General features: G+C 64.1%; 15 protein-coding genes. 13 read left to right on the top strand and 2 right to left on the bottom strand.

Annotated elements, in window-relative coordinates; genetic code table 11:
- Window positions 1-50 precede the first annotated feature (50 nt).
- Together ACV22V_RS12865 and ACV22V_RS12860 are read left to right on the top strand one after the other, a co-directional pair.
- Complete coding sequence (locus ACV22V_RS12865; RefSeq protein ID WP_448014091.1) at window positions 51-2,084, top strand: hypothetical protein; 2,034 nt, start codon at window positions 51-53, stop codon at window positions 2,082-2,084.
- Window positions 2,085-2,203: 119 nt separating this feature from the next.
- The gene (locus tag ACV22V_RS12860; protein WP_448014090.1) at window positions 2,204-2,872 is read left to right on the top strand and encodes a hypothetical protein; all 669 of its coding nucleotides are present in this window, start codon (window positions 2,204-2,206) and stop codon (window positions 2,870-2,872) included.
- Between the two features lie 191 nt (window positions 2,873-3,063).
- On the opposite strand, the gene queF is transcribed toward ACV22V_RS12860, so the two are convergent.
- On the bottom strand, window positions 3,064-3,888 hold the full coding sequence (gene queF, locus ACV22V_RS12855) for an NADPH-dependent 7-cyano-7-deazaguanine reductase QueF (RefSeq protein ID WP_059528217.1): 825 nt from the start codon (window positions 3,886-3,888) through the stop codon (window positions 3,064-3,066).
- Between the two features lie 12 nt (window positions 3,889-3,900).
- Window positions 3,901-5,424 (bottom strand): threonine ammonia-lyase, biosynthetic, encoded by a 1,524-nt coding sequence (gene ilvA, locus ACV22V_RS12850; RefSeq protein ID WP_059528215.1) that lies wholly within the window; start codon window positions 5,422-5,424, stop codon window positions 3,901-3,903.
- Between the two features lie 576 nt (window positions 5,425-6,000).
- Here ilvA and ACV22V_RS12845 point away from each other — a divergent pair.
- From ACV22V_RS12845 to aspS, 11 genes are all read left to right on the top strand, one after another.
- Window positions 6,001-10,017: a DUF3683 domain-containing protein gene (locus tag ACV22V_RS12845; protein ID WP_059528212.1), complete on the top strand. Its 4,017-nt coding sequence runs from the start codon at window positions 6,001-6,003 to the stop codon at window positions 10,015-10,017.
- Between the two features lie 87 nt (window positions 10,018-10,104).
- Complete coding sequence (locus tag ACV22V_RS12840) at window positions 10,105-10,548, top strand: HIT family protein (protein WP_044846840.1); 444 nt, start codon at window positions 10,105-10,107, stop codon at window positions 10,546-10,548.
- The gene (locus tag ACV22V_RS12835) at window positions 10,545-10,958 is read left to right on the top strand and encodes a gamma-butyrobetaine hydroxylase-like domain-containing protein (protein ID WP_011886002.1); all 414 of its coding nucleotides are present in this window, start codon (window positions 10,545-10,547) and stop codon (window positions 10,956-10,958) included. The genes ACV22V_RS12840 and ACV22V_RS12835 overlap by 4 nt, the downstream gene beginning before the upstream one ends.
- Before the next feature lie 52 nt (window positions 10,959-11,010).
- Complete coding sequence (ubiE, locus tag ACV22V_RS12830; protein WP_059528209.1) at window positions 11,011-11,742, top strand: bifunctional demethylmenaquinone methyltransferase/2-methoxy-6-polyprenyl-1,4-benzoquinol methylase UbiE; 732 nt, start codon at window positions 11,011-11,013, stop codon at window positions 11,740-11,742.
- A gap of 41 nt (window positions 11,743-11,783) precedes the next feature.
- Window positions 11,784-12,809, top strand: a complete 1,026-nt coding sequence (locus tag ACV22V_RS12825; protein WP_448014087.1) for a Tim44 domain-containing protein — start codon at window positions 11,784-11,786, stop codon at window positions 12,807-12,809.
- Window positions 12,810-12,972: 163 nt separating this feature from the next.
- Complete coding sequence (locus tag ACV22V_RS12820) at window positions 12,973-13,599, top strand: ubiquinone biosynthesis accessory factor UbiJ (protein ID WP_448014085.1); 627 nt, start codon at window positions 12,973-12,975, stop codon at window positions 13,597-13,599.
- Between the two features lie 12 nt (window positions 13,600-13,611).
- Window positions 13,612-15,189, top strand: a complete 1,578-nt coding sequence (gene ubiB / locus ACV22V_RS12815; protein ID WP_059528200.1) for a ubiquinone biosynthesis regulatory protein kinase UbiB — start codon at window positions 13,612-13,614, stop codon at window positions 15,187-15,189.
- 17 nt (window positions 15,190-15,206) lie between these two features.
- Window positions 15,207-15,833: a methyltransferase domain-containing protein gene (locus ACV22V_RS12810; RefSeq protein ID WP_448014084.1), complete on the top strand. Its 627-nt coding sequence runs from the start codon at window positions 15,207-15,209 to the stop codon at window positions 15,831-15,833.
- Window positions 15,834-15,928: 95 nt separating this feature from the next.
- Window positions 15,929-16,261, top strand: coding sequence for an FmdB family zinc ribbon protein (locus ACV22V_RS12805; protein WP_448014098.1), 333 nt, complete (start codon window positions 15,929-15,931; stop codon window positions 16,259-16,261).
- Between the two features lie 78 nt (window positions 16,262-16,339).
- Complete coding sequence (locus ACV22V_RS12800; protein ID WP_006477842.1) at window positions 16,340-16,990, top strand: DUF502 domain-containing protein; 651 nt, start codon at window positions 16,340-16,342, stop codon at window positions 16,988-16,990.
- 67 nt (window positions 16,991-17,057) lie between these two features.
- On the top strand, window positions 17,058-18,860 hold the full coding sequence (gene aspS, locus ACV22V_RS12795) for an aspartate--tRNA ligase (RefSeq protein ID WP_059528194.1): 1,803 nt from the start codon (window positions 17,058-17,060) through the stop codon (window positions 18,858-18,860).
- Window positions 18,861-18,992: the final 132 nt, after the last annotated feature.

Below are 18,992 nucleotides of genomic sequence, written 5' to 3'. Positions count from 1 at the left end.
GGGGCAGTTGACGGATCTTCGTGGGACGTCACTGTATCCACAGAAAGCCGGTGAATACGTCGAGTGCGATCGGTAAGTGGGTGTTTCTCGGCCAGGAAAACGGTGGTCCGGTCGCCGAAGAGACGGTTGAGGACGCTGTATTTGATCGGGTTGTCGTGACGACGGGCCAGGGCGCGGCAGGCAACACGCCCGGTATTCCAGTCAAGGCAGGAGACCTGATTGGGCACTTGGGGCGCTACGACGCGCTGAACCAGTGTAGTTCGGGAACCCGAATGGCACACATTGAAGTCTTCTGCGATGACAGCATCCAGCCGTTCCTCGAAAAGGGGCGTGCATGGGTCAATCAACACAGCCCGAACAAGGAGGATTGGACGGCACTTGGCCTGCCATCCGAGCCGACGATCCTGCGGATCGCGCCGGGCACGTTGCTGTATCAACGTACTCAAGACAAGAAAAAATTTGTTCCTGGTGTTGATCCACAGTTGAGAAAAACGGGCGCCGTTCAGGTGTATTCGCTCGCCGAACTGGCGCGTGACCCGAATCGACGAGTCGCTGAGCCGCATCCGAATCCCGATCCGGGTTATCCGGTGAACTGGTGGCACGTTGACGGTGTGAATGCACAAGGTCAACCGATTGACGGCTGGGTGTGCGACTTCAACCACGCGGGCGGTCGGGTGACGCGGGAATTCGCGCAGAAGTGGATTGATTTCGAGTGCTTGGCGGATGCCCATGATCCGGCGCATACGATCTTTGCGACAACGCAGGGGTGGGTTGATTATGCGAGCGGAGCCAATGTTGACGACCTTGCTTCGCGTTCGAAGCTCAGTCCGTTGATGCTTAAGGTGTATGACGCCCTGATTACCAGAGGCGATGGTAAGCATGCGGCTGATGAGCTATGTGCGCTGTCACGGACCGAGCGTGGTGGATATCCGTGGTTGATGCAGGCGGCGTCCCGATTGATTGTTAAGCATGAGAGCGAGTGGGCGAATCCGTCGAAATGGAAGCAGTTGATCACCGAGTTGGAAAAGCAGACGGGGCCGAAGTCGCAGCATGAGGAAGAGCAGAAGCGGATCAAGAAGCTCGCATGGTGGGATGACGTCAAGGCACGTATCCCGGGTTTCCCTACGACGGATGTCTTTCACCTTCACCCAATTGCACTGCGAGCCAACTTTGCCTCAGCTCCCGACGCGTGCCAGTGCGGCTGCTGTTACGAGGAGGTATTTCAGATCACTCGCATGGGATCCAATTATGGCCCAGTTTACTGGGGCTCCAAGCCGATGGCAAAGTCGACGGTGCTGGGTGATATGGTGAGTGCCGGGGAGTTGTCCTCAAGTGAACAGAGGATACTTGTTGCCATGTCTGAAAACGAAGGAAATTTGGATGCCGTACAGTCATATGACAGCGAAGTCGTAACTGCAGGGGCAATGCAAAAAACGATTAATTCATATGGAAATGGAGAATTTCCTGAGCAGGTTGCACAGTTCAAAACATTCAACGAAGCTGACTATCGAGATCTATTCGAACGATGCGGGTGGATGGTCGATGGGGCTGGACCGACGGCTACCATGTACTATTCTCATCCGATACTTACTGGGGGAGAAAAAATTACTGGAGACGGCTTGAAAAAGCTTATCAGAAACGGGTGTTCGAAGAGTAGTTTCAAGTCTAGGATCAAGAATGAACCCCTGGCGGCCATTGTTCATGCGATTTCTAGCAGATCATACGAAAAACGCCAGTTGATGGATTTCGTTGACCGTCTAAGAAACATAGTATTGCCCACTGTTCCGGCGCGTTATTCGTGCACAGTTGGCGAATATTTTGCATCGGATCTCGGCCGTGCAACGGCGCTGGATCAAAGTGTAAACAGGCCGTCTTATGTCGGACCAGACATCGGCAAGGCGCTAGATACATTCTTCTCCCGTCACCCATCTATTCCAAGAAATCCGGACGAATGGGGAGATAGTCGTGCGGATTACGAATATGAAATATTGGAAATATATGGTCCGGATAGACGGATGGCAAAGGTTGGTGGCGTGAGCGTTGCTCCCGCAAGATATTCATCACTCAAGAACGGGCTTTCTTAAAGGAGGTGTCGTTGAATTTTATTCGATCTGTTTTGGTTAAATGTTTGTCGGTGGCTGCGATCGGATACTCGCAAATATGCCACGCGAGCGCGGATCGCATACCTCTTGTGGGTGGTGCCATGCTTGTATTCTCGGCGCCGTTGACGTCTAATGAGAAAAAAATCTTTGGATCCGGATGGAAGGTTGCAACATATACAAGCGTGGGAGGGGATAAATTCAATCTTTTCCCGTTGGAGAAGTTAACTCGAGAAGGGGGGGTAATATTTGGAGATTATCTGCACCTAAGAGTATCTCCTACTGGAGGATACGCTGTTATAGACATAATCAGGGCTGGCTTTGTAGATCCTGGCATGTCCGGGAAGCCAGAGGTTCAGAGTAGACAATATTGTCCAGTCTTGGAAACAAAGACTGGTTGTATTGTGAGCAACCAGTCTGGCGAACTGTGTGCTGGGCAGTGGGAGAGACAAAGCGATCATTGGATCGTTCCGGGGTTGATGGATGATGCAAGCAACGGAATGCTTAGTCATCAATTTAAAGATGCAAACGCTTTATGGAATGGATATGTAAATTCTGTTGGAAAACCATTTCATCTTTCAATTCGTGAGGAGATTTATTCGGGTTTGGGGGTTTATAATTTGATGGCATGCGATTTACCGAGGGCGGGTAATGTTGAGTCGTACAAAAACATTGCTGAGGAATTAAAAAGGGCTGGGGATGTTGTGGGGTCGGAGTATATTATGAAGAGGCTTCAAGGTGTGGCGGTTCAGCATAATCAGAATGGGTTGTGAAAAGCTCGAGGTAGGAATCCTGAGCATGTGTGCAGTCGAGTCTGGTGGAGAGGCTGCATCGCGTACAAAGCGTATGCGAAGTAACGCGACCGCGCTTCCCGCGCACAGGAAAACAGCCCGTTCGGCTTGTGCCGAACGGGCTGATTCGTTTGAGGTTCGCCGTGACTACCCGCGGCGTTCGCCGCCCTCCGTCACTGCCGCGCGGTTCGCGCGTTGTCCGGCATCGGCTGGTTGTAGTTCGTGCGGAACGGATTGATGTCGAGCCCGCCGCGGCGCGTATAGCGCGCATACACCGCGAGCTTCACCGGTTTGCACGCATGCAGGATGTCGAGGAAGATCCGCTCGACGCACTGCTCGTGAAAGCCCGTGTGGTTGCGGAACGAGATGATGTAGCGCAGCAGCCCCGCGTGATCGATCTGCGGCCCGACGTAGTGAATCTGCACGCTGCCCCAGTCGGGCTGGCCGGTGACCGGGCAGTTCGAGCGCAGCAGGTCGGACACGAGCGTTTCCTCGACCGGCGCTTCGTCCTCGGCGGCCGACAGCAGCGACGGATCGGGTTCGTACACGTCGGTGTCGAGGTCGAGCCGGTCGAGCGACAGCCCGTCGAGCTCCTCCATCTCGAGCTTGCCGAAATCGTGCGGCGACACGAGCTGCACCGACACGCTCGCGCCGCACGCGGCCGACACGTCGCGTTTCAGCACGTCGCGCACGGCGTCGACCGAGTCGAACTTCGATTGCGCGAACGAGCCGAGATACAGCTTGAACGACTTCGATTCGACGATGTTCGGCGATTCGGCCGGCACGAAGAACGTCGCGACCGCGAGCTGCGGCTTGCCGCGCGCGTTGAGCCACGACAGCTCGTACGCGTTCCAGATGTCGGTGCCGAAGAACGGCGGCGCCGACGTGATGCCGAGCTGCTCGCGCGCGCCGGCGCGCGGGATCGGGAACAGCAGCGACGCGTCGTACTGCGCTGCGTAGACGGTCGCCTTGCCGAGCGGGGAATGTTCGGGATTCATTGCACGAAGCCTTTACGACAGGAAGAGGCGGTAAGCCGGATTGGCGCTCTCCTCGACGTACGGATAGCCGAGCGCCGCGAGGAAGCGTTCGAATTCGGCGCGATCGGCCTGCGGCACCTGCAGCCCGACGAGGATCGAGCTGTAGTCCGCGCCCTGGTTGCGGTAGTGGAACAGGCTGATGTTCCAGTCCGGCGCCATCGACGACAGGAACTTCATCAGCGCACCCGGCCGCTCCGGGAATTCGAAGCGGAACAGGCGTTCGTCGAGCGCGAGCGGCGAGCGGCCGCCCACCATGTAGCGGATGTGTTCCTTCGACAACTCGTCGTGCGTCAGGTCGACGGTCTTGAAGCCGTGCGACTCGAAGTTCGCGGCGATCTCGGCCGATTCGCCGCGACGCTTGATCTGCACGCCGACGAAGATGTGCGCGGATTGCGCATCGGCGATCCGGTAGTTGAACTCGGTCACGTTGCGATCGCCGACGAGCGAGCAGAAGCGCTTGAAGCTGCCCCGCTCCTCGGGGATCGTGACGGCGAACACGGCTTCGCGCGCCTCGCCGACTTCCGCGCGTTCGGCAACGAAGCGCATCCGGTCGAAGTTCATGTTCGCGCCGGACGTGACCGCGACGAGCGTCTGGTTCTCGATGCCTTCGCGTTCCGCGTAGCGTTTCGCGCCCGCGACCGCGAGCGCGCCGGACGGTTCGAGCACGCTGCGCGTATCCTGGAACACGTCCTTGATCGCCGCGCACAGCGCGTCGGTGTCGACCGTCAGCACGCCGTCGAGGAATTCGCTGCAGAGCCGGAAGGTTTCCTCGCCGACGAGCTTCACCGCGGTGCCGTCCGCGAACAGGCCGACCTCGCTCAGCTCGACGCGCTCGCCTTTCTGCAGCGATTGTGCCATCGCGCACGAATCCTCGGCCTGCACGCCGAATACCTTGATTTCCGGCCGCACCGCCTTGACGTAGGCCGCCACGCCGGCCGCGAGCCCGCCGCCGCCGATCGGCACGAAGATCGCGTGAATCGGCCCCTGGTGCTGACGCAGGATTTCCATCGCGATCGTGCCCTGGCCGGCGATCACGTACGGATCGTCGAACGGGTGGACGAACGTGAGGTCGCGCTCCGCCTGCACCTTGACCGCGTGCGCGTACGCATCGCTGTACGACTCGCCCGCCTGGATCACCTCGACGCTCGGGCCGCCGTGCGCGCGTACCGCGTCGACCTTCACCTGCGGCGTCGTGACGGGCACGACGATCACGGCCTTGATGCCCATCCGTGCCGCCGAGAACGCGACGCCCTGCGCATGATTGCCGGCCGATGCCGTGATCACGCCGCGCGCGAGCGCGTCGGCCGGAATGTGCGCCATCTTGTTGTACGCGCCGCGCAGCTTGAACGAGAACACCGGCTGGTTGTCCTCGCGCTTCAGGTAAACGGGGTTGCGCAGTCGGGCCGACAGGTTGCGGGCGGGTTCGAGTTCCGTCTCGAGCGCGACGTCGTAGACGCGCGCGGTGAGGATTTTCTTCAGGTAATCGTGGGATGCCATGGGCGCTCGCGTGCAGTGCGGAAGCAGACGGTAAAGGATCAATGATAGCGCCAAGGGTCCGTCCGCACGCAAGCGGCATGCCGGGCGCGCGGTCGCGCAAGCGCGTCGGCGGGCGTGTTTGCCGCGCGGAGCGTCCCCTTTTTACCGGGTTAACCGCGTGGTTACCGACCGGACGGACGGCGAATGCGGGCGCGAAATCGCGCCGAAGCAGGCCCGGCGCGGGTTGCGGCGAAAGCCCCACGACCTGTCCGGCGTCTCACGGGCGGGCCGATCATGGGTTAGAATTCCGTTTTGAATCAAGGATCGGAAGATGCAGAGGCACCCTCGGATCGCCCCGTTGAAGCCGACGCCGCGCGCAGCCAGCCCCGCGGCGGAGCGGCATGCGCGCCGCGCGCGATCGTGCTGATGGCTCCGAGTGCCGCCAGGCCCCGCCGGCCCGGAACGGTGAGTCCAGACCCGCTCCGGCCCCATGCGAGATAGTCGCGCGCCTGGCACCAGAACAGATTTCCCCAAGATTGCGCCTACGCGCTTGCCGACGCCCGTGCACGGTGTATCGGCCCTCCGAGTCGTCCGAACATGAACGCACCACAAGTTTTCGATCCGCATGGCGCGGCCGCCACCGTCGCCGCCGACCCCGCGCCCCGTCTGCGCGAGATTCCCTACAACTACACGTCCTTCTCCGACCGCGAGATCGTGATCCGCCTGCTCGGCGCGGAGGCGTGGTCGGTGCTCGACGAGCTGCGCGCCGAACGGCGCACGGGCCGCTCGGCACGGATGCTGTACGAAGTGCTCGGCGATATCTGGGTCGTGCGCCGCAACCCGTACCTGCAGGACGACCTGCTCGACAACCCGAAGCGCCGCGCGCTGCTGATCGAGGCGCTGAACCACCGCCTGACCGAGATCGGCAAGCGCCGCCGCGCCGACCTGACCGAGCACCGCGACGACGCGGGCCGCGAACGCGCCGGACGCGTCGAGATGCTGGAAGCCGCCGCGCAGCGCGCGGTCGACGAGTTCGCCGACGAATTCGACAAGATGGCCGACCTGCGCCGCCGTGCGACCAAGGCGCTCGGCCGCTGCACGCAGAAGGACAACATCCGCTTCGACGGGCTGTCGCGCGTGTCGCACGTGACCGACGCGACCGACTGGCGCGTCGAATACCCGTTCGTCGTGCTGACTCCCGATACCGAAGCCGAGATCGCGGGCCTGATCAAGGCGTGCTTCGAACTCGGCCTGACCGTGATCCCGCGCGGCGGCGGCACCGGCTACACGGGCGGCGCGGTGCCGCTCACGCCGTTCTCCGCGGTGATCAACACCGAGAAGCTCGAACAGCTCGGCGCGGTCGAGCTCACCGAACTGCCGGGCGTCGCGCACAAGGTGCCGACGATCTTCTCCGGCGCGGGCGTCGTCACGCGCCGCGTGACGGAAGCGGCCGAAGCGGCCGGCTACGTGTTCGCGGTCGATCCGACCTCGCTGGACGCATCGTGCATCGGCGGCAACGTCGCGATGAACGCGGGCGGCAAGAAGGCCGTGCTGTGGGGCACAGCGCTCGACAACCTGGCCTGGTGGCGGATGGTCGACCCGGACGGCAACTGGCTCGAAGTCACGCGCCATGAGCACAACCAGGGCAAGATCCACGACATCGCGGTCGCGCGTTTCGAGCTGAAGTGGTTCGACGGCGCGTACGCGCCGGGCGAGAAGCTGCTGAAGAGCGAGATGCTCGAGATCGAAGGCCGCCGATTCCGCAAGGAAGGCCTCGGCAAGGACGTCACCGACAAGTTCCTCGCCGGGCTGCCGGGCGTGCAGAAGGAAGGCTGCGACGGGCTGATCACGTCCGCGCGCTGGGTGCTGCACAAGATGCCCGCGCACACGCGCACCGTCTGTCTCGAATTCTTCGGCCAGGCGCGCGAGGCGATCCCGAGCATCGTCGAGATCAAGGATTACCTGTTCGAGACGTCGAAGCAGGGCGGCGCGATTCTCGCGGGCCTCGAGCACCTCGACGAGCGCTACCTGCGCGCGGTCGGCTACGCGACCAAGAGCAAGCGCAACGCATTCCCCAAGATGGTGCTGATCGGCGACATCGTCGGCGACGACGCCGATGCGGTCGCGCAGGCGACGTCCGAAGTAATCCGGATGGCGAACGGCAAGAGCGGCGAAGGCTTCGTCGCGATCAGCGCGGAGGCGCGCAAGCGCTTCTGGCTCGACCGCAGCCGCACGGCCGCGATCGCAAAGCACACCAACGCGTTCAAGATCAACGAGGACGTCGTCATCCCGCTGAACCGGATGGGCGAGTACACCGACGGCATCGAGCGGATCAACATCGAGCTGTCGCTGAAGAACAAGCTGCAGCTGGTCGACGCGCTCGAAGCGTTCTTCCGCGCCGGCAACCTGCCGCTCGGCAAGACCGACGACGCGAACGAAATCCCGAGCGCCGAACTGCTCGAGGATCGCGTGCAGCAGGCGCTGGAGCTGCTCAAGCGCGTGCGTGCGCGCTGGGAGTTCGTGCGCGACCGGCTCGACCAGCCGCTGCGCGAGGCACAGCACTACCTCGTGCAGCTCGGCTACGAGGCGCTCGCCGAGAAGTTCGCCGATCGCGCGGACGATCAGCCGGGCGCGACCGTGTTCCACGTCACGCAGGACCGCACGGTCCGCATCTCGTGGAAGCAGGAGATCCGCGCGGAGCTGCGCGCGATCTTCAACGGCGGCGCGTTCAAGCAGATCCTCGACGAGGCGCAGGCGATCCACAAGCAGGTGCTGCGCGGCCGCGTATTCGTCGCGCTGCACATGCACGCAGGCGACGGCAACGTCCACACCAACATCCCGGTCAACTCCGACAATTACGAGATGCTGCAGGATGCGCACGCGGCGGTCGCGCGCATCATGACGCTCGCACGCTCGCTCGACGGCGTGATCTCCGGCGAACACGGGATCGGCATCACGAAGCTCGAGTTCCTGACCGACGACGAGATCGCCGAATTCCGCGCGTACAAGCAGCGCGTCGATCCGAACGGCCGCTTCAACAAGGGCAAGCTGCTCGACGGCGCCGACCTGCGCAATGCATACACGCCGAGCTTCGGGCTGATGGGCTACGAGTCGCTGATCATGCAGCAGTCCGACATCGGCGCGATCGCCGATTCGGTGAAGGACTGCCTGCGCTGCGGCAAGTGCAAGCCGGTGTGCGCGACGCACGTGCCGCGCGCGAACCTCCTGTACAGCCCGCGCAACAAGATTCTCGCGACCTCGCTGCTGGTCGAGGCGTTCCTGTACGAGGAACAGACGCGCCGCGGCGTGTCGATCAAGCACTGGGACGAGTTCAACGACGTGGCCGACCACTGCACGGTGTGCCACAAGTGCGCGACGCCGTGCCCGGTGAAGATCGACTTCGGCGACGTCACGATGAACATGCGCAACCTGTTGCGCAAGATGGGCAAGAAGAAATTCAACGCCGGCAATGCGGCCGGCATGTTCTTCCTGAACGCGACCAATCCGCAGACGATCAACGCCGCGCGCAGCGTGATGATGGGCGTCGGCTACAAGGTGCAGCGCTTCGCGAACGACATGCTGAAGAAGGTCGTGACGAAGCAGACCCAGCATCCGCCGGCGACGGTCGGCAAGCCGCCCGTGGTCGAGCAGGTGATCCACTTCGTCAACAAGAAGATGCCGGGCAACCTGCCGAAGAAGACGGCGCGCGCGCTGCTCGACATCGAGGACAACAAGATCGTGCCGATCATCCGCAACCCGAAGTCGACGACCGTCGATTCGGAAGCGGTGTTCTACTTCCCGGGCTGCGGCTCCGAGCGCCTGTTCTCGCAGGTCGGCCTCGCGACGCAGGCGATGCTGTGGGAGGCGGGCGTGCAGACCGTGCTGCCGCCGGGCTACCTGTGCTGCGGCTATCCGCAGCGCGGCTCGGGACAGTACGACAAGGCCGAGAAGATCGTCACCGACAACCGCGTGCTGTTCCACCGGGTCGCGAACACGCTGAACTACCTCGACATCAAGACGGTGGTCGTGTCGTGCGGCACCTGCTATGACCAGCTCGCGGGCTACGAATTCGACAAGATCTTCCCGGGCTGCCGGATCATCGACATCCACGAGTTCCTGCTCGAGAAGGGGATGAAGCTCGACGGCGTGACGGGCACCCGCTACATGTATCACGACCCGTGCCATACGCCGATCAAGACGATGGATCCGGTGAAGCTCGTCAACGAGCTGATGGGCACGGAGAAGGACGGCTACAAGATCGAGAAGAACGAGCGCTGCTGCGGCGAATCGGGCACGCTCGCGGTCACGCGTCCGGACGTGTCCACGCAGGTCCGCTTCCGCAAGGAAGAGGAAATCCGCAAGGGGGCCGCGAAGCTGCGCAGCATCCCGGTCGTGGCCGGCGACACGCCGGCGCCGGCCGCGAACGGCCCGGACGTGAAGATCCTGACGAGCTGCCCGTCGTGCTTGCAGGGCCTGTCGCGCTACAACGAGGACGCGAACCTCGAGGCCGACTACATCGTGGTCGAGATCGCGCGCCAGGTGCTCGGCGAGAACTGGATGGCCGATTATGTCGCACACGCGAACAATGGCGGGATCGAGCGCGTGCTGGTCTAATGCGGGCATGACGACCGCCCGGCCGGGCGAGGGATGAGAGCGGGCGCCTGCGCTGAAGCGCCGGCGCCCGTCCACATGGGAGCGACGATGGAATGCGTGTTTTGCCGTGAAGACGGCGGCGAGGTGCTCTGGCAGGACGATGCGCTGCGCGTCGTGCTTGCGACGGGCGAGCACGACTACCCGGGCTTCTGCCGGGTGATCTGGGGCACGCACGTGGCCGAGTTTTCCGATCTCGGCGAGCCCGAGCGGGCACATCTGATGCGCGTGGTCTATGCGGTGGAGCGGGCCGTGCGCCGTGTGATGCAGCCGAACAAGGTGAATCTCGCGAGCCTCGGCAACATGGTGCCGCACGTGCACTGGCACGTGATCCCGCGCTTCTCCAACGACGCCCATTTCCCGCAGCCCGTCTGGGCGCCGCGCCAGCGCAGCGTGTCCGAGGCACTGCTGCGCACGCGCGCGGCGCAGGCCTCGCTGCTGCACAATGCGGTGCGCGAGGAAATTCAACGCATGACCGATTCGAGGCAGCCATGAGCGGTTTGACTTCCACGACGCCGATTCCGTCCGGCGTCGTCGTGCACGCGGTGTCGCGCGTGCTCGAATTGCAGTACCCGAACGGCGAGAGCTACCGGATTCCGTTCGAGCTGATGCGCGTTTATTCGCCGTCGGCCGAGGTGCGCGGCCACGGGCCCGGCCAGGAGACGTTGCAGACCGGCAAGCGCGAGGTGACGATCACCGCGCTCGAGGGCGTGGGCAACTACGCGCTGCAGCCGACGTTCTCGGACGGCCATTCGACCGGCATCTATTCGTGGGATCTGCTGTACGAACTGGCGACGCAGCAGGACGCGCTGTGGCGCGACTATTTCGACAAACTGAAGGCGGCGGGCGTCGAGCGCGACGCGCCGATGCAGGCGGCTCCCGCGCCGCACGGCCACTGCCACTGAAATCGACGGCGCCCGCTCGGCGCCGTCTTGCCATTTACTGAGGATCAACGCGATGAGCAAAACCCACTTCGGCTTCGAAAGCGTCGAGGAAACCGAAAAAGCGAAGAAAGTGGCGGGCGTGTTCCATTCGGTCGCGAGCAACTACGATCTGATGAACGACCTGATGTCGGCCGGCATGCACCGCGCGTGGAAGGCGTTCACGATTGCGCAGGCGAACGTGCGCCCCGGCTTCAAGGTGCTCGACATCGCGGCCGGCACGGGCGACCTGACCAAGGCGTTCGCGAAGGCGGCGGGCCCGACGGGCGAGGTCTGGCATACCGACATCAACGAATCGATGCTGCGCGTCGGCCGCGACCGATTGCTCGACAAGGGCATCGTGACGCCGTCGCTGTTGTGCGACGCCGAGAAAATTCCCTTTCCCGACAACTACTTCGATGTCGTCACGGTCGCATTCGGGCTGCGCAACATGACGCACAAGGACGCCGCGCTCGCCGAGATGCGCCGCGTGGCGAAGCCCGGCGGCCGCGTGATGGTGCTGGAATTCTCGAAAGTCTGGGATCCGCTGAAAAAAGCGTACGATCTGTATTCTTTCAAAGTATTACCGTGGCTTGGCGACAAGTTCGCGAAAGATGCTGAAAGTTACAAGTATCTTGCTGAGTCTATCCGGATGCACCCCGATCAGGACACGCTGAAGACGATGATGGAACAAGCGGGCCTCGATGCCGTCAAATATTACAATTTGTCAGGTGGCGTGGTAGCGTTACACCTAGGAACCAAGTACTAAGGGGTTCTTTCCATACATTCGCCTTACATCTGGAGAAGCTGATGTCCGAATCGCGTTCGTTGTTCAACCGTAGCAAGCCGTCGACGCCGTGGGCTCGACGGGTCGGCACGCTGCTGATGGTCGGCCTGCTCACGGCCGGCACGTTCGCATCGCTCGACGCTGAAGCCAAGCGCATGGGCGGCGGGCGCAGCATCGGCCGTCAAAGCTCCACCGTCACGCAGCGCCAGGCCACGCCGCCCGCGCAGCAGCCGATGCAGCAGGCCGCGCCGGCGCAGGCGCAGCGCGCGAACCCGGCCGCACCGGCTCCGGCCGCGCAGCCGAACCGCTCGCGCTGGCTCGGGCCGATCGCCGGTCTCGCGGCCGGCCTCGGCATCGCGGCGTTGCTGTCGCACTTCGGCCTGGGCGGCGCGTTCGCGAGCATGATGGCGAACGTCATCGTGATCGCCCTGCTCGCGATGGTCGGCATCTGGCTGGTCCGCAAGTTCATGAACCGTCGCCGTTCGCACGAACCGGCGTACTCGGTGGGCGGTTCGGCATCGTCGTCGGGCGGCTACTCGCAGAGCCCGTCGTTCCAGCAAGGCAGCACCGGCAACAACTATGCCGGCAGCGGCAGCAGCTATGCGAACGAAGCGCAAGGCGTGTTCGGCGGCGGCGCAGCCGCCGCGGGCGCGATGGCGGCCGCGCCGCTGCAGGTGCCGGCCGGCTTCGACACCGAAGCGTTCCTGCGCAGCGCGAAGGTCTACTTCGTGCGCCTGCAGGCAGCCTGGGACCAGGGCAACCTGGCCGACATTCGCGAGTTCACGACGCCGGAAATGTTCGCCGAGATCAAGATCGACCTCGACTCGCGCGGCAACGAGGCGAACCAGACCGATGTCGTGCAGCTCGACGCGGAACTGGTCGCGATCGAGGATCGCGGCATCGAGCAGTCGGCGAGCGTGCGCTTCCACGGGCTGATCCGCGAATCGGCGAATGCGTCGGCGGCGCCGTTCGACGAGGTGTGGAACCTGTCGAAGTCGGGCAGTCAGGGCTGGCTGCTCGCGGGTATCCAGCAGCTCAACACGCACTGAGCATGACCGGGGGCCGGCTTGCCGGCTGCCCGGGCGACGGCCGCCGCACTGCGACCGCTTGCCGCCCGGGAGTGCGGTTGGCCGCGGTCTGCCGACGATCCGACGTTACAATAGAAACCCGCGTGGGCGCCCGGCCCGCGCGGGTTTTTTCTTTCCCAGCCCGATGACCTTTGCCGCCAAGCCTTTTGCTGCTGCTGTCAATCACCTGCTCGCGCGCGAATCGTGGGCGCGCGACCGCCTGATCCCCTACGCGGGCAAGACCGCCCGGCTCGACGTGCCGCCCGTCACGCTCACGCTGCTCGTGCAGCCCGACGGCTATCTGTCCGCCGTGGAAGCGCGCGATGCGCAACACGTCGACGTGTCGATCGCGCTCGCGGGCGACACCGTCGCCGCATTCCTGCAGGGCGGCCAGGCGGCCGTGATGAAGCACGTGAAGATCGAGGGCGACGCGGAGTTCGCGACGCAGATCGCGAAGCTGGCCGAGCACCTGCGCTGGGAACCTGAGGAAGATCTCGCGAAGCTGGTCGGCGACGCGGCGGCGCACAGGATCGCGACGGTCGTGCGCGACGCCGGCGCGCGCGCGCGCCGCACCGGCCGCAACGTGCTCGATTCCGTCGCCGAATACTGGCTCGACGAAAACCCGCAAGTCGTCCGGCGCACGGTGCTCGGCGGCTTCGACGCCGAACTGGCGCGTGCGCGCGATGCGCTCGCGCGGGTCGAGAAACGGGTCGAGCGACTCGAACAAAAAATCGGCGCGCGCACGGGCTCCGGCCCGCGCGGCGCGCACTGAGGGCCGCAGGGCATGCGCATTTTCCGTTTCATCAAGATTGTCTACACCGTCATCCGCTTTGGCCTCGACGAAGTGATGCTGTCCCGGATCGACGACCGGCGCGTGAAACTGCTGTTGCGGATCACGACGATCGGCCGCCGCTATTCCGATCCGCCCGCCGTGCGGCTGCGTCACGCGCTCGAAAGCCTCGGCCCGATCTTCGTGAAGTTCGGCCAGGTGCTGTCGACCCGCCGCGACCTGCTGTCGGTCGATTTCGCGAACGAACTCGCGAAGCTGCAGGACCAGGTGCCGCCGTTCGATTCGGCGGTCGCGATCGCGATCATCGAGAAGTCGCTCGGCGCGCCGGTCGACGAGCTGTTCGACGAATTCGAGCGCGAGCCGATCGCGAGCGCGTCGATCGCGCAGGTGCATTTCGCGAAGCTGAAGCAGGGCCCGCACGCGGGCAAGGCCGTCGCGGTCAAGGTGCTGCGCCCGAACATGCTGCCGGTGATCGATTCGGACCTCGCGCTGATGCGCGACATCGCGACGTGGACGGAGCGCATGTGGGCCGACGGCCGGCGCCTGAAGCCGCGTGAAGTCGTCGCCGAATTCGACAAGTACCTGCACGACGAGCTGGACCTGATGCGCGAGGCCGCGAACGGCAGCCAGCTGCGCCGCAACTTCGCGGGCCTCGATCTGCTGCTCGTGCCCGAGATGTTCTGGGATTTCTCGACGTCGCAGGTGCTCGTGATGGAGCGCATGACCGGCGTGCCGATCAGCCAGGTCGAGACGCTGCGCTCGGCCGGCGTCGACATCAAGAAGCTCGCGCGCGAAGGCGTCGAGATCTTCTTCACGCAGGTGTTCCGCGACGGTTTCTTTCACGCGGACATGCACCCGGGCAACATCCAGGTGAGCCTCGATCCGAACACGTTCGGCCGCTATATCGCGCTCGATTTCGGGATCGTCGGCGCGTTGTCGGATTTCGACAAGAACTACCTCGCGCAGAACTTCCTCGCGTTCTTCAAGCGCGATTACCACCGCGTCGCGACGCTGCACCTCGAGTCGGGCTGGGTGCCGCCCGAGACGCGTGTCGAGGAGCTGGAAAGCGCGATTCGCGCGGTGTGCGAGCCGTATTTCGACCGCGCGCTGAAGGACATCTCGCTTGGCCAGGTGCTGATGCGCCTGTTCTCGACGTCGCGCCGCTTCAACGTCGAGATCCAGCCGCAGCTCGTGCTGCTGCAGAAGACGATGCTGAACGTCGAGGGGCTCGGCCGTTCGCTCGATCCTGAACTCGACCTGTGGAAGACGGCGAAGCCGTATCTCGAACGCTGGATGACCGAGCAGATCGGCCTGCGCGGTTGGTACGAGCGCTTCAAGGTCGAGGCGCCGCAGTGGAGCAAGACGCTGCCGCAACTGCCGCGCCTGATCCACCATGCGATGGCGGCGCGCCACGACGCGCCGCGCGCGGCGAGCGAGGACCTGATGCGTCAGATCCTCGTCGAGCAGAAACGCACCAACCGGCTGCTGCAGGCATTGCTGATCTTCGGGCTTGCCGTCGGCGTCGGGGCGCTCGTCGCGCGCGTGCTGCTCGCGCTCGCGTACGGTGCATGAACGAAGGGAGCCGCGCGATGCCTGAACCGACACGACCGTCCGCACCGAGCGCCGCCGATTTCGCGACGCGCGACCCCGGCAACGCCGCGTTCTGGGACGAGCGTTTCGCGCGCGGCGTGACGCCGTGGGAATTCGGCGGCGTGCCCGACGGGTTTCGCGCGTTTGCGCAGCGCCTCGAGCCGTGTGCGGTGCTGATTCCCGGCTGCGGCAGCGCGCAGGAGGCCGGCTGGCTCGCGCAGGCCGGCTGGCCCGTGCGCGCGATCGATTTCTCGGCGCAGGCGGTGGCGACCGCGAAGGCGCAGCTCGGCGCGCATGCGGACGTCGTCGAGCAGGCCGATTTCTTCGCGTACCGATCGCCGTTCGACGTGCAGTGGGTGTACGAGCGCGCGTTCCTGTGCGCGCTGCCGCCGAGCCTGCGCGCCGGCTATGCGGCGCGGATGGCCGAATTGTTGCCGGCCGGAGCGTTGCTGGCCGGCTATTTCTTCGTGACGACGAAACCGAAGGGGCCGCCGTTCGGCATCGAGCGCGCCGAACTCGATGCGCTGCTCGCGCCGCACTTCGAACTGATCGAGGATCTGCCGGTGACCGATTCGCTGGCCGTGTTCGAAGGGCACGAGCGCTGGCTCACGTGGCGCCGTCGCTGAAGCCGGGGCGTCGCGGCCGTTGCCGGAGCGCGCCGGGGTTTCGGCTATAATTCAAGGTTTTGCAAGCCGTTTCCAGTTTCTGCGGGAAAAATATCATGCCGATCTACGCCTATCGATGCGAAGCGTGCGGTTTCGCGAAGGACGTGCTCCAGAAGATGAGCGACGCGCCGTTGTCGCAGTGCCCCGAATGCGGGAAGGATGCTTTTCGCAAGCAGGTCACCGCCGCCGGCTTCCAGCTGAAGGGCTCCGGCTGGTATGTCACCGATTTCCGCGGTGGCTCGGGCGGCACCAGCGCGCCGGCGACGGCGTCCGGCGACACGGCGGCGGCACCGGCCGCTGCGGCAGCCGCGCCCGCTGCCGCGAGCTCCGAAAGTACGACGACGAGCGCCGCGCCGGCCCCGGCTACGGCGCCCGCCGCCGGCAGTTGACCGTCGCGGCCCGGCCGGGCCGCGACCAACCCGCGCTTCCGGCGCGGTTCATTGACGGCAGATGATGATTGACGGCAGATGATGAAAAAGACGACCCTGAAAACGGTGTTCCTGACCGGCCTGCTGGTTCTCGTCCCGCTCGCGATCACGCTGTGGGTGCTCGGCCTCATCATCGGCACGATGGACCAGACGCTGCTGCTGCTGCCCGAATCGTGGCAGCCGGAGCGGATGCTCGGCTTCCACCTGCCGGGGATCGGCGCGGTGCTGACGCTCGCGTTCATCTTCGTCGTCGGGCTGGCCACGCAGAACTTCATCGGCCAGAAGCTCGTCACGTGGTGGAACGCGGTCGTGCGTCACATCCCGGTCGTCGGGCCGATCTACACGAGCGTCAAGCAGGTGTCGGACACGCTGCTGTCGAGCAGCGGCAACGCGTTCCGCAAGGCACTGCTGATCGAATACCCGCGGCGCGGCTCGTATACGATCGCGTTTCTGACGGGCACGCCCGGTGGCGACGTGGTCAACCATCTGACGGAAGAGTACGTGAGCGTGTACGTGCCCACGACGCCGAACCCGACGTCGGGCTTCTTCCTGATGCTGCCGAAGAGCGAAGTCATCGAACTCGACATGTCGGTCGATGCCGCGCTCAAGTACATCGTCTCGATGGGCGTCGTGGCGCCTTCGGCGCCGGCTCCGGCGCCCGCCCGCCGTCCCGTCGAGCCGCCGCTGTAAGTAAAGAATCATCGCCCGGGCCGCGCGTTGCGGCACCCGTTGATCAAACCGAACGAAAGCAAACATCATGTCGATGCGTACTGAATACTGCGGTCTCGTGACCGAACACCTGCTGGGCCAAACCGTGTCGCTGTGCGGCTGGGTGCAGCGCCGCCGCGATCACGGCGGTGTGATCTTCATCGACCTGCGCGATCGTGAAGGCCTCGTGCAGGTGGTGTGCGACCCGGATCGCGCGGAAATGTTCGCGACCGCCGAAGGCGTGCGCAACGAGTTCTGCGTGCAGATCAAGGGTCTCGTGCGCAACCGTCCGGAAGGCACGGTCAACGCCGGCCTGAAGAGCGGCAAGATCGAAGTGCTGTGCCATGAGCTGATCGTGCTGAACGCGTCGATCACGCCGCCGTTCCAGCTCGACGACGACAACCTGTCGGAAACGACGCGCCTCACGCATCGCGTGCTCGACCTGCGCCGTCCGCAGATGCAGCACAACCTGCGCCTGCGCTACCGCGTCGCGATCGAAGCACGCAAGTACCTCGACGAGCAGGGCTTCATCGACATCGAAACGCCGATGCTGACGAAGAGCACGCCGGAAGGCGCACGCGACTACCTCGTGCCGTCGCGCGTGAACGCGGGCCAGTTCTTCGCGCTGCCGCAGTCGCCGCAGTTGTTCAAGCAGCTGCTGATGGTCGCGAACTTCGACCGTTACTACCAGATCACCAAGTGCTTCCGCGACGAGGACCTCCGTGCCGATCGTCAGCCGGAATTCACGCAGATCGACTGCGAGACGTCGTTCCTCGGCGAGCAGGAAATCCGCGACCTGTTCGAAGACATGATCCGTCACATCTTCAAGACGACGATCGACGTCGAACTCGACGCGAAATTCCCGGTGATGCCGTACTCGGAAGCGATGGCGCGTTTCGGTTCGGACAAGCCGGACCTGCGCGTGCAGCTCGAATTCACCGAGCTGACCGACGCGATGAAGGACGTCGACTTCAAGGTGTTCAGCACGCCGGCCAACGCGAAGGACGGCCGTGTCGCGGCGCTGCGCGTGCCGAAGGGCGGCGAGCTGTCGCGCGGCGACATCGACGGTTACACGGAATTCGTGCGCATCTACGGCGCGAAGGGCCTCGCATGGATCAAGGTCAACGAGAAGGCGAAGGGCCGCGACGGCCTGCAAAGCCCGATCGTCAAGAACCTGCACGACGCGTCGATCGCGGCGATCCTCGAGCGCACCGGCGCTGAAGACGGCGACATCATCTTCTTCGCGGCCGACCGCGCGAAGGTCGTCAACGACAGCCTCGGCGCATTGCGCCTGAAGATCGGCCATTCGGAATTCGGCAAGGCGAACGGCCTCGTCCAGGCCGGCTGGAAGCCGCTGTGGGTCGTCGACTTCCCGATGTTCGAATACGACGACGAAGACGCGCGCTACGTCGCCGCGCACCACCCGTTCACCAGCCCGAAGGACGAGCACCTCGAGTACCTCGAGACCGATCCGGGCCGTTGCCTCGCGAAGGCGTACGACATGGTGCTGAACGGCTGGGAAATCGGCGGCGGCTCGGTGCGTATCCATCGTGAGGAAGTGCAGAGCAAGGTGTTCCGCGCGCTGAAGATCGGCGCGGAAGAAGCGCAACTGAAGTTCGGCTTCCTGCTGGACGCGCTGCAGTATGGCGCGCCGCCGCACGGTGGTATCGCATTCGGTCTCGACCGCATTGTCACGATGATGGCCGGCGCCGACTCGATCCGCGACGTGATCGCGTTCCCGAAGACGCAGCGTGCGCAGGATCTGCTCACGCAGGCGCCGAGCCCGGTCGACGAGCGTCAGCTGCGCGAACTGCACATCCGTCTGCGTCAGCCGGAACAGCCGAAGGCGTAACGCGTGCCACAGGTCGTGTGCGCGGCGACGCGTGCACGACATCCAGCGAAAAAGGCGCCGTGGTGCGCCTTTTTCGTTTTTTGCGGTACAGTCGCAGCACTTGCCGCACGTTCCGGCACAGGCCCGGCGCCC

It is taken from the genome of Burkholderia sp. AW33-5 (assembly GCF_053427615.1).
This window is presented reverse-complemented; position numbering and strand designations above follow the sequence as displayed.

Excerpts from the sequence above, each read along its gene's own strand:
- ACV22V_RS12860 (WP_448014090.1), top strand. The coding sequence starts at position 2,204 with ATGCTTGTATTCTCGGCGCCGTTGACGTCTAATGAGAAAAAAATCTTT.
- queF (WP_059528217.1), bottom strand. The coding sequence starts at position 3,888 with ATGAATCCCGAACATTCCCCGCTCGGCAAGGCGACCGTCTACGCAGCG.
- ilvA (WP_059528215.1), bottom strand. The coding sequence starts at position 5,424 with ATGGCATCCCACGATTACCTGAAGAAAATCCTCACCGCGCGCGTCTAC.
- ACV22V_RS12845 (WP_059528212.1), top strand. The coding sequence starts at position 6,001 with ATGAACGCACCACAAGTTTTCGATCCGCATGGCGCGGCCGCCACCGTC.
- ACV22V_RS12840 (WP_044846840.1), top strand. The coding sequence starts at position 10,105 with ATGGAATGCGTGTTTTGCCGTGAAGACGGCGGCGAGGTGCTCTGGCAG.
- ACV22V_RS12835 (WP_011886002.1), top strand. The coding sequence starts at position 10,545 with ATGAGCGGTTTGACTTCCACGACGCCGATTCCGTCCGGCGTCGTCGTG.
- ubiE (WP_059528209.1), top strand. The coding sequence starts at position 11,011 with ATGAGCAAAACCCACTTCGGCTTCGAAAGCGTCGAGGAAACCGAAAAA.
- ACV22V_RS12825 (WP_448014087.1), top strand. The coding sequence starts at position 11,784 with ATGTCCGAATCGCGTTCGTTGTTCAACCGTAGCAAGCCGTCGACGCCG.
- ACV22V_RS12820 (WP_448014085.1), top strand. The coding sequence starts at position 12,973 with ATGACCTTTGCCGCCAAGCCTTTTGCTGCTGCTGTCAATCACCTGCTC.
- ubiB (WP_059528200.1), top strand. The coding sequence starts at position 13,612 with ATGCGCATTTTCCGTTTCATCAAGATTGTCTACACCGTCATCCGCTTT.
- ACV22V_RS12810 (WP_448014084.1), top strand. The coding sequence starts at position 15,207 with ATGCCTGAACCGACACGACCGTCCGCACCGAGCGCCGCCGATTTCGCG.
- ACV22V_RS12805 (WP_448014098.1), top strand. The coding sequence starts at position 15,929 with ATGCCGATCTACGCCTATCGATGCGAAGCGTGCGGTTTCGCGAAGGAC.
- ACV22V_RS12800 (WP_006477842.1), top strand. The coding sequence starts at position 16,340 with ATGATGAAAAAGACGACCCTGAAAACGGTGTTCCTGACCGGCCTGCTG.
- aspS (WP_059528194.1), top strand. The coding sequence starts at position 17,058 with ATGTCGATGCGTACTGAATACTGCGGTCTCGTGACCGAACACCTGCTG.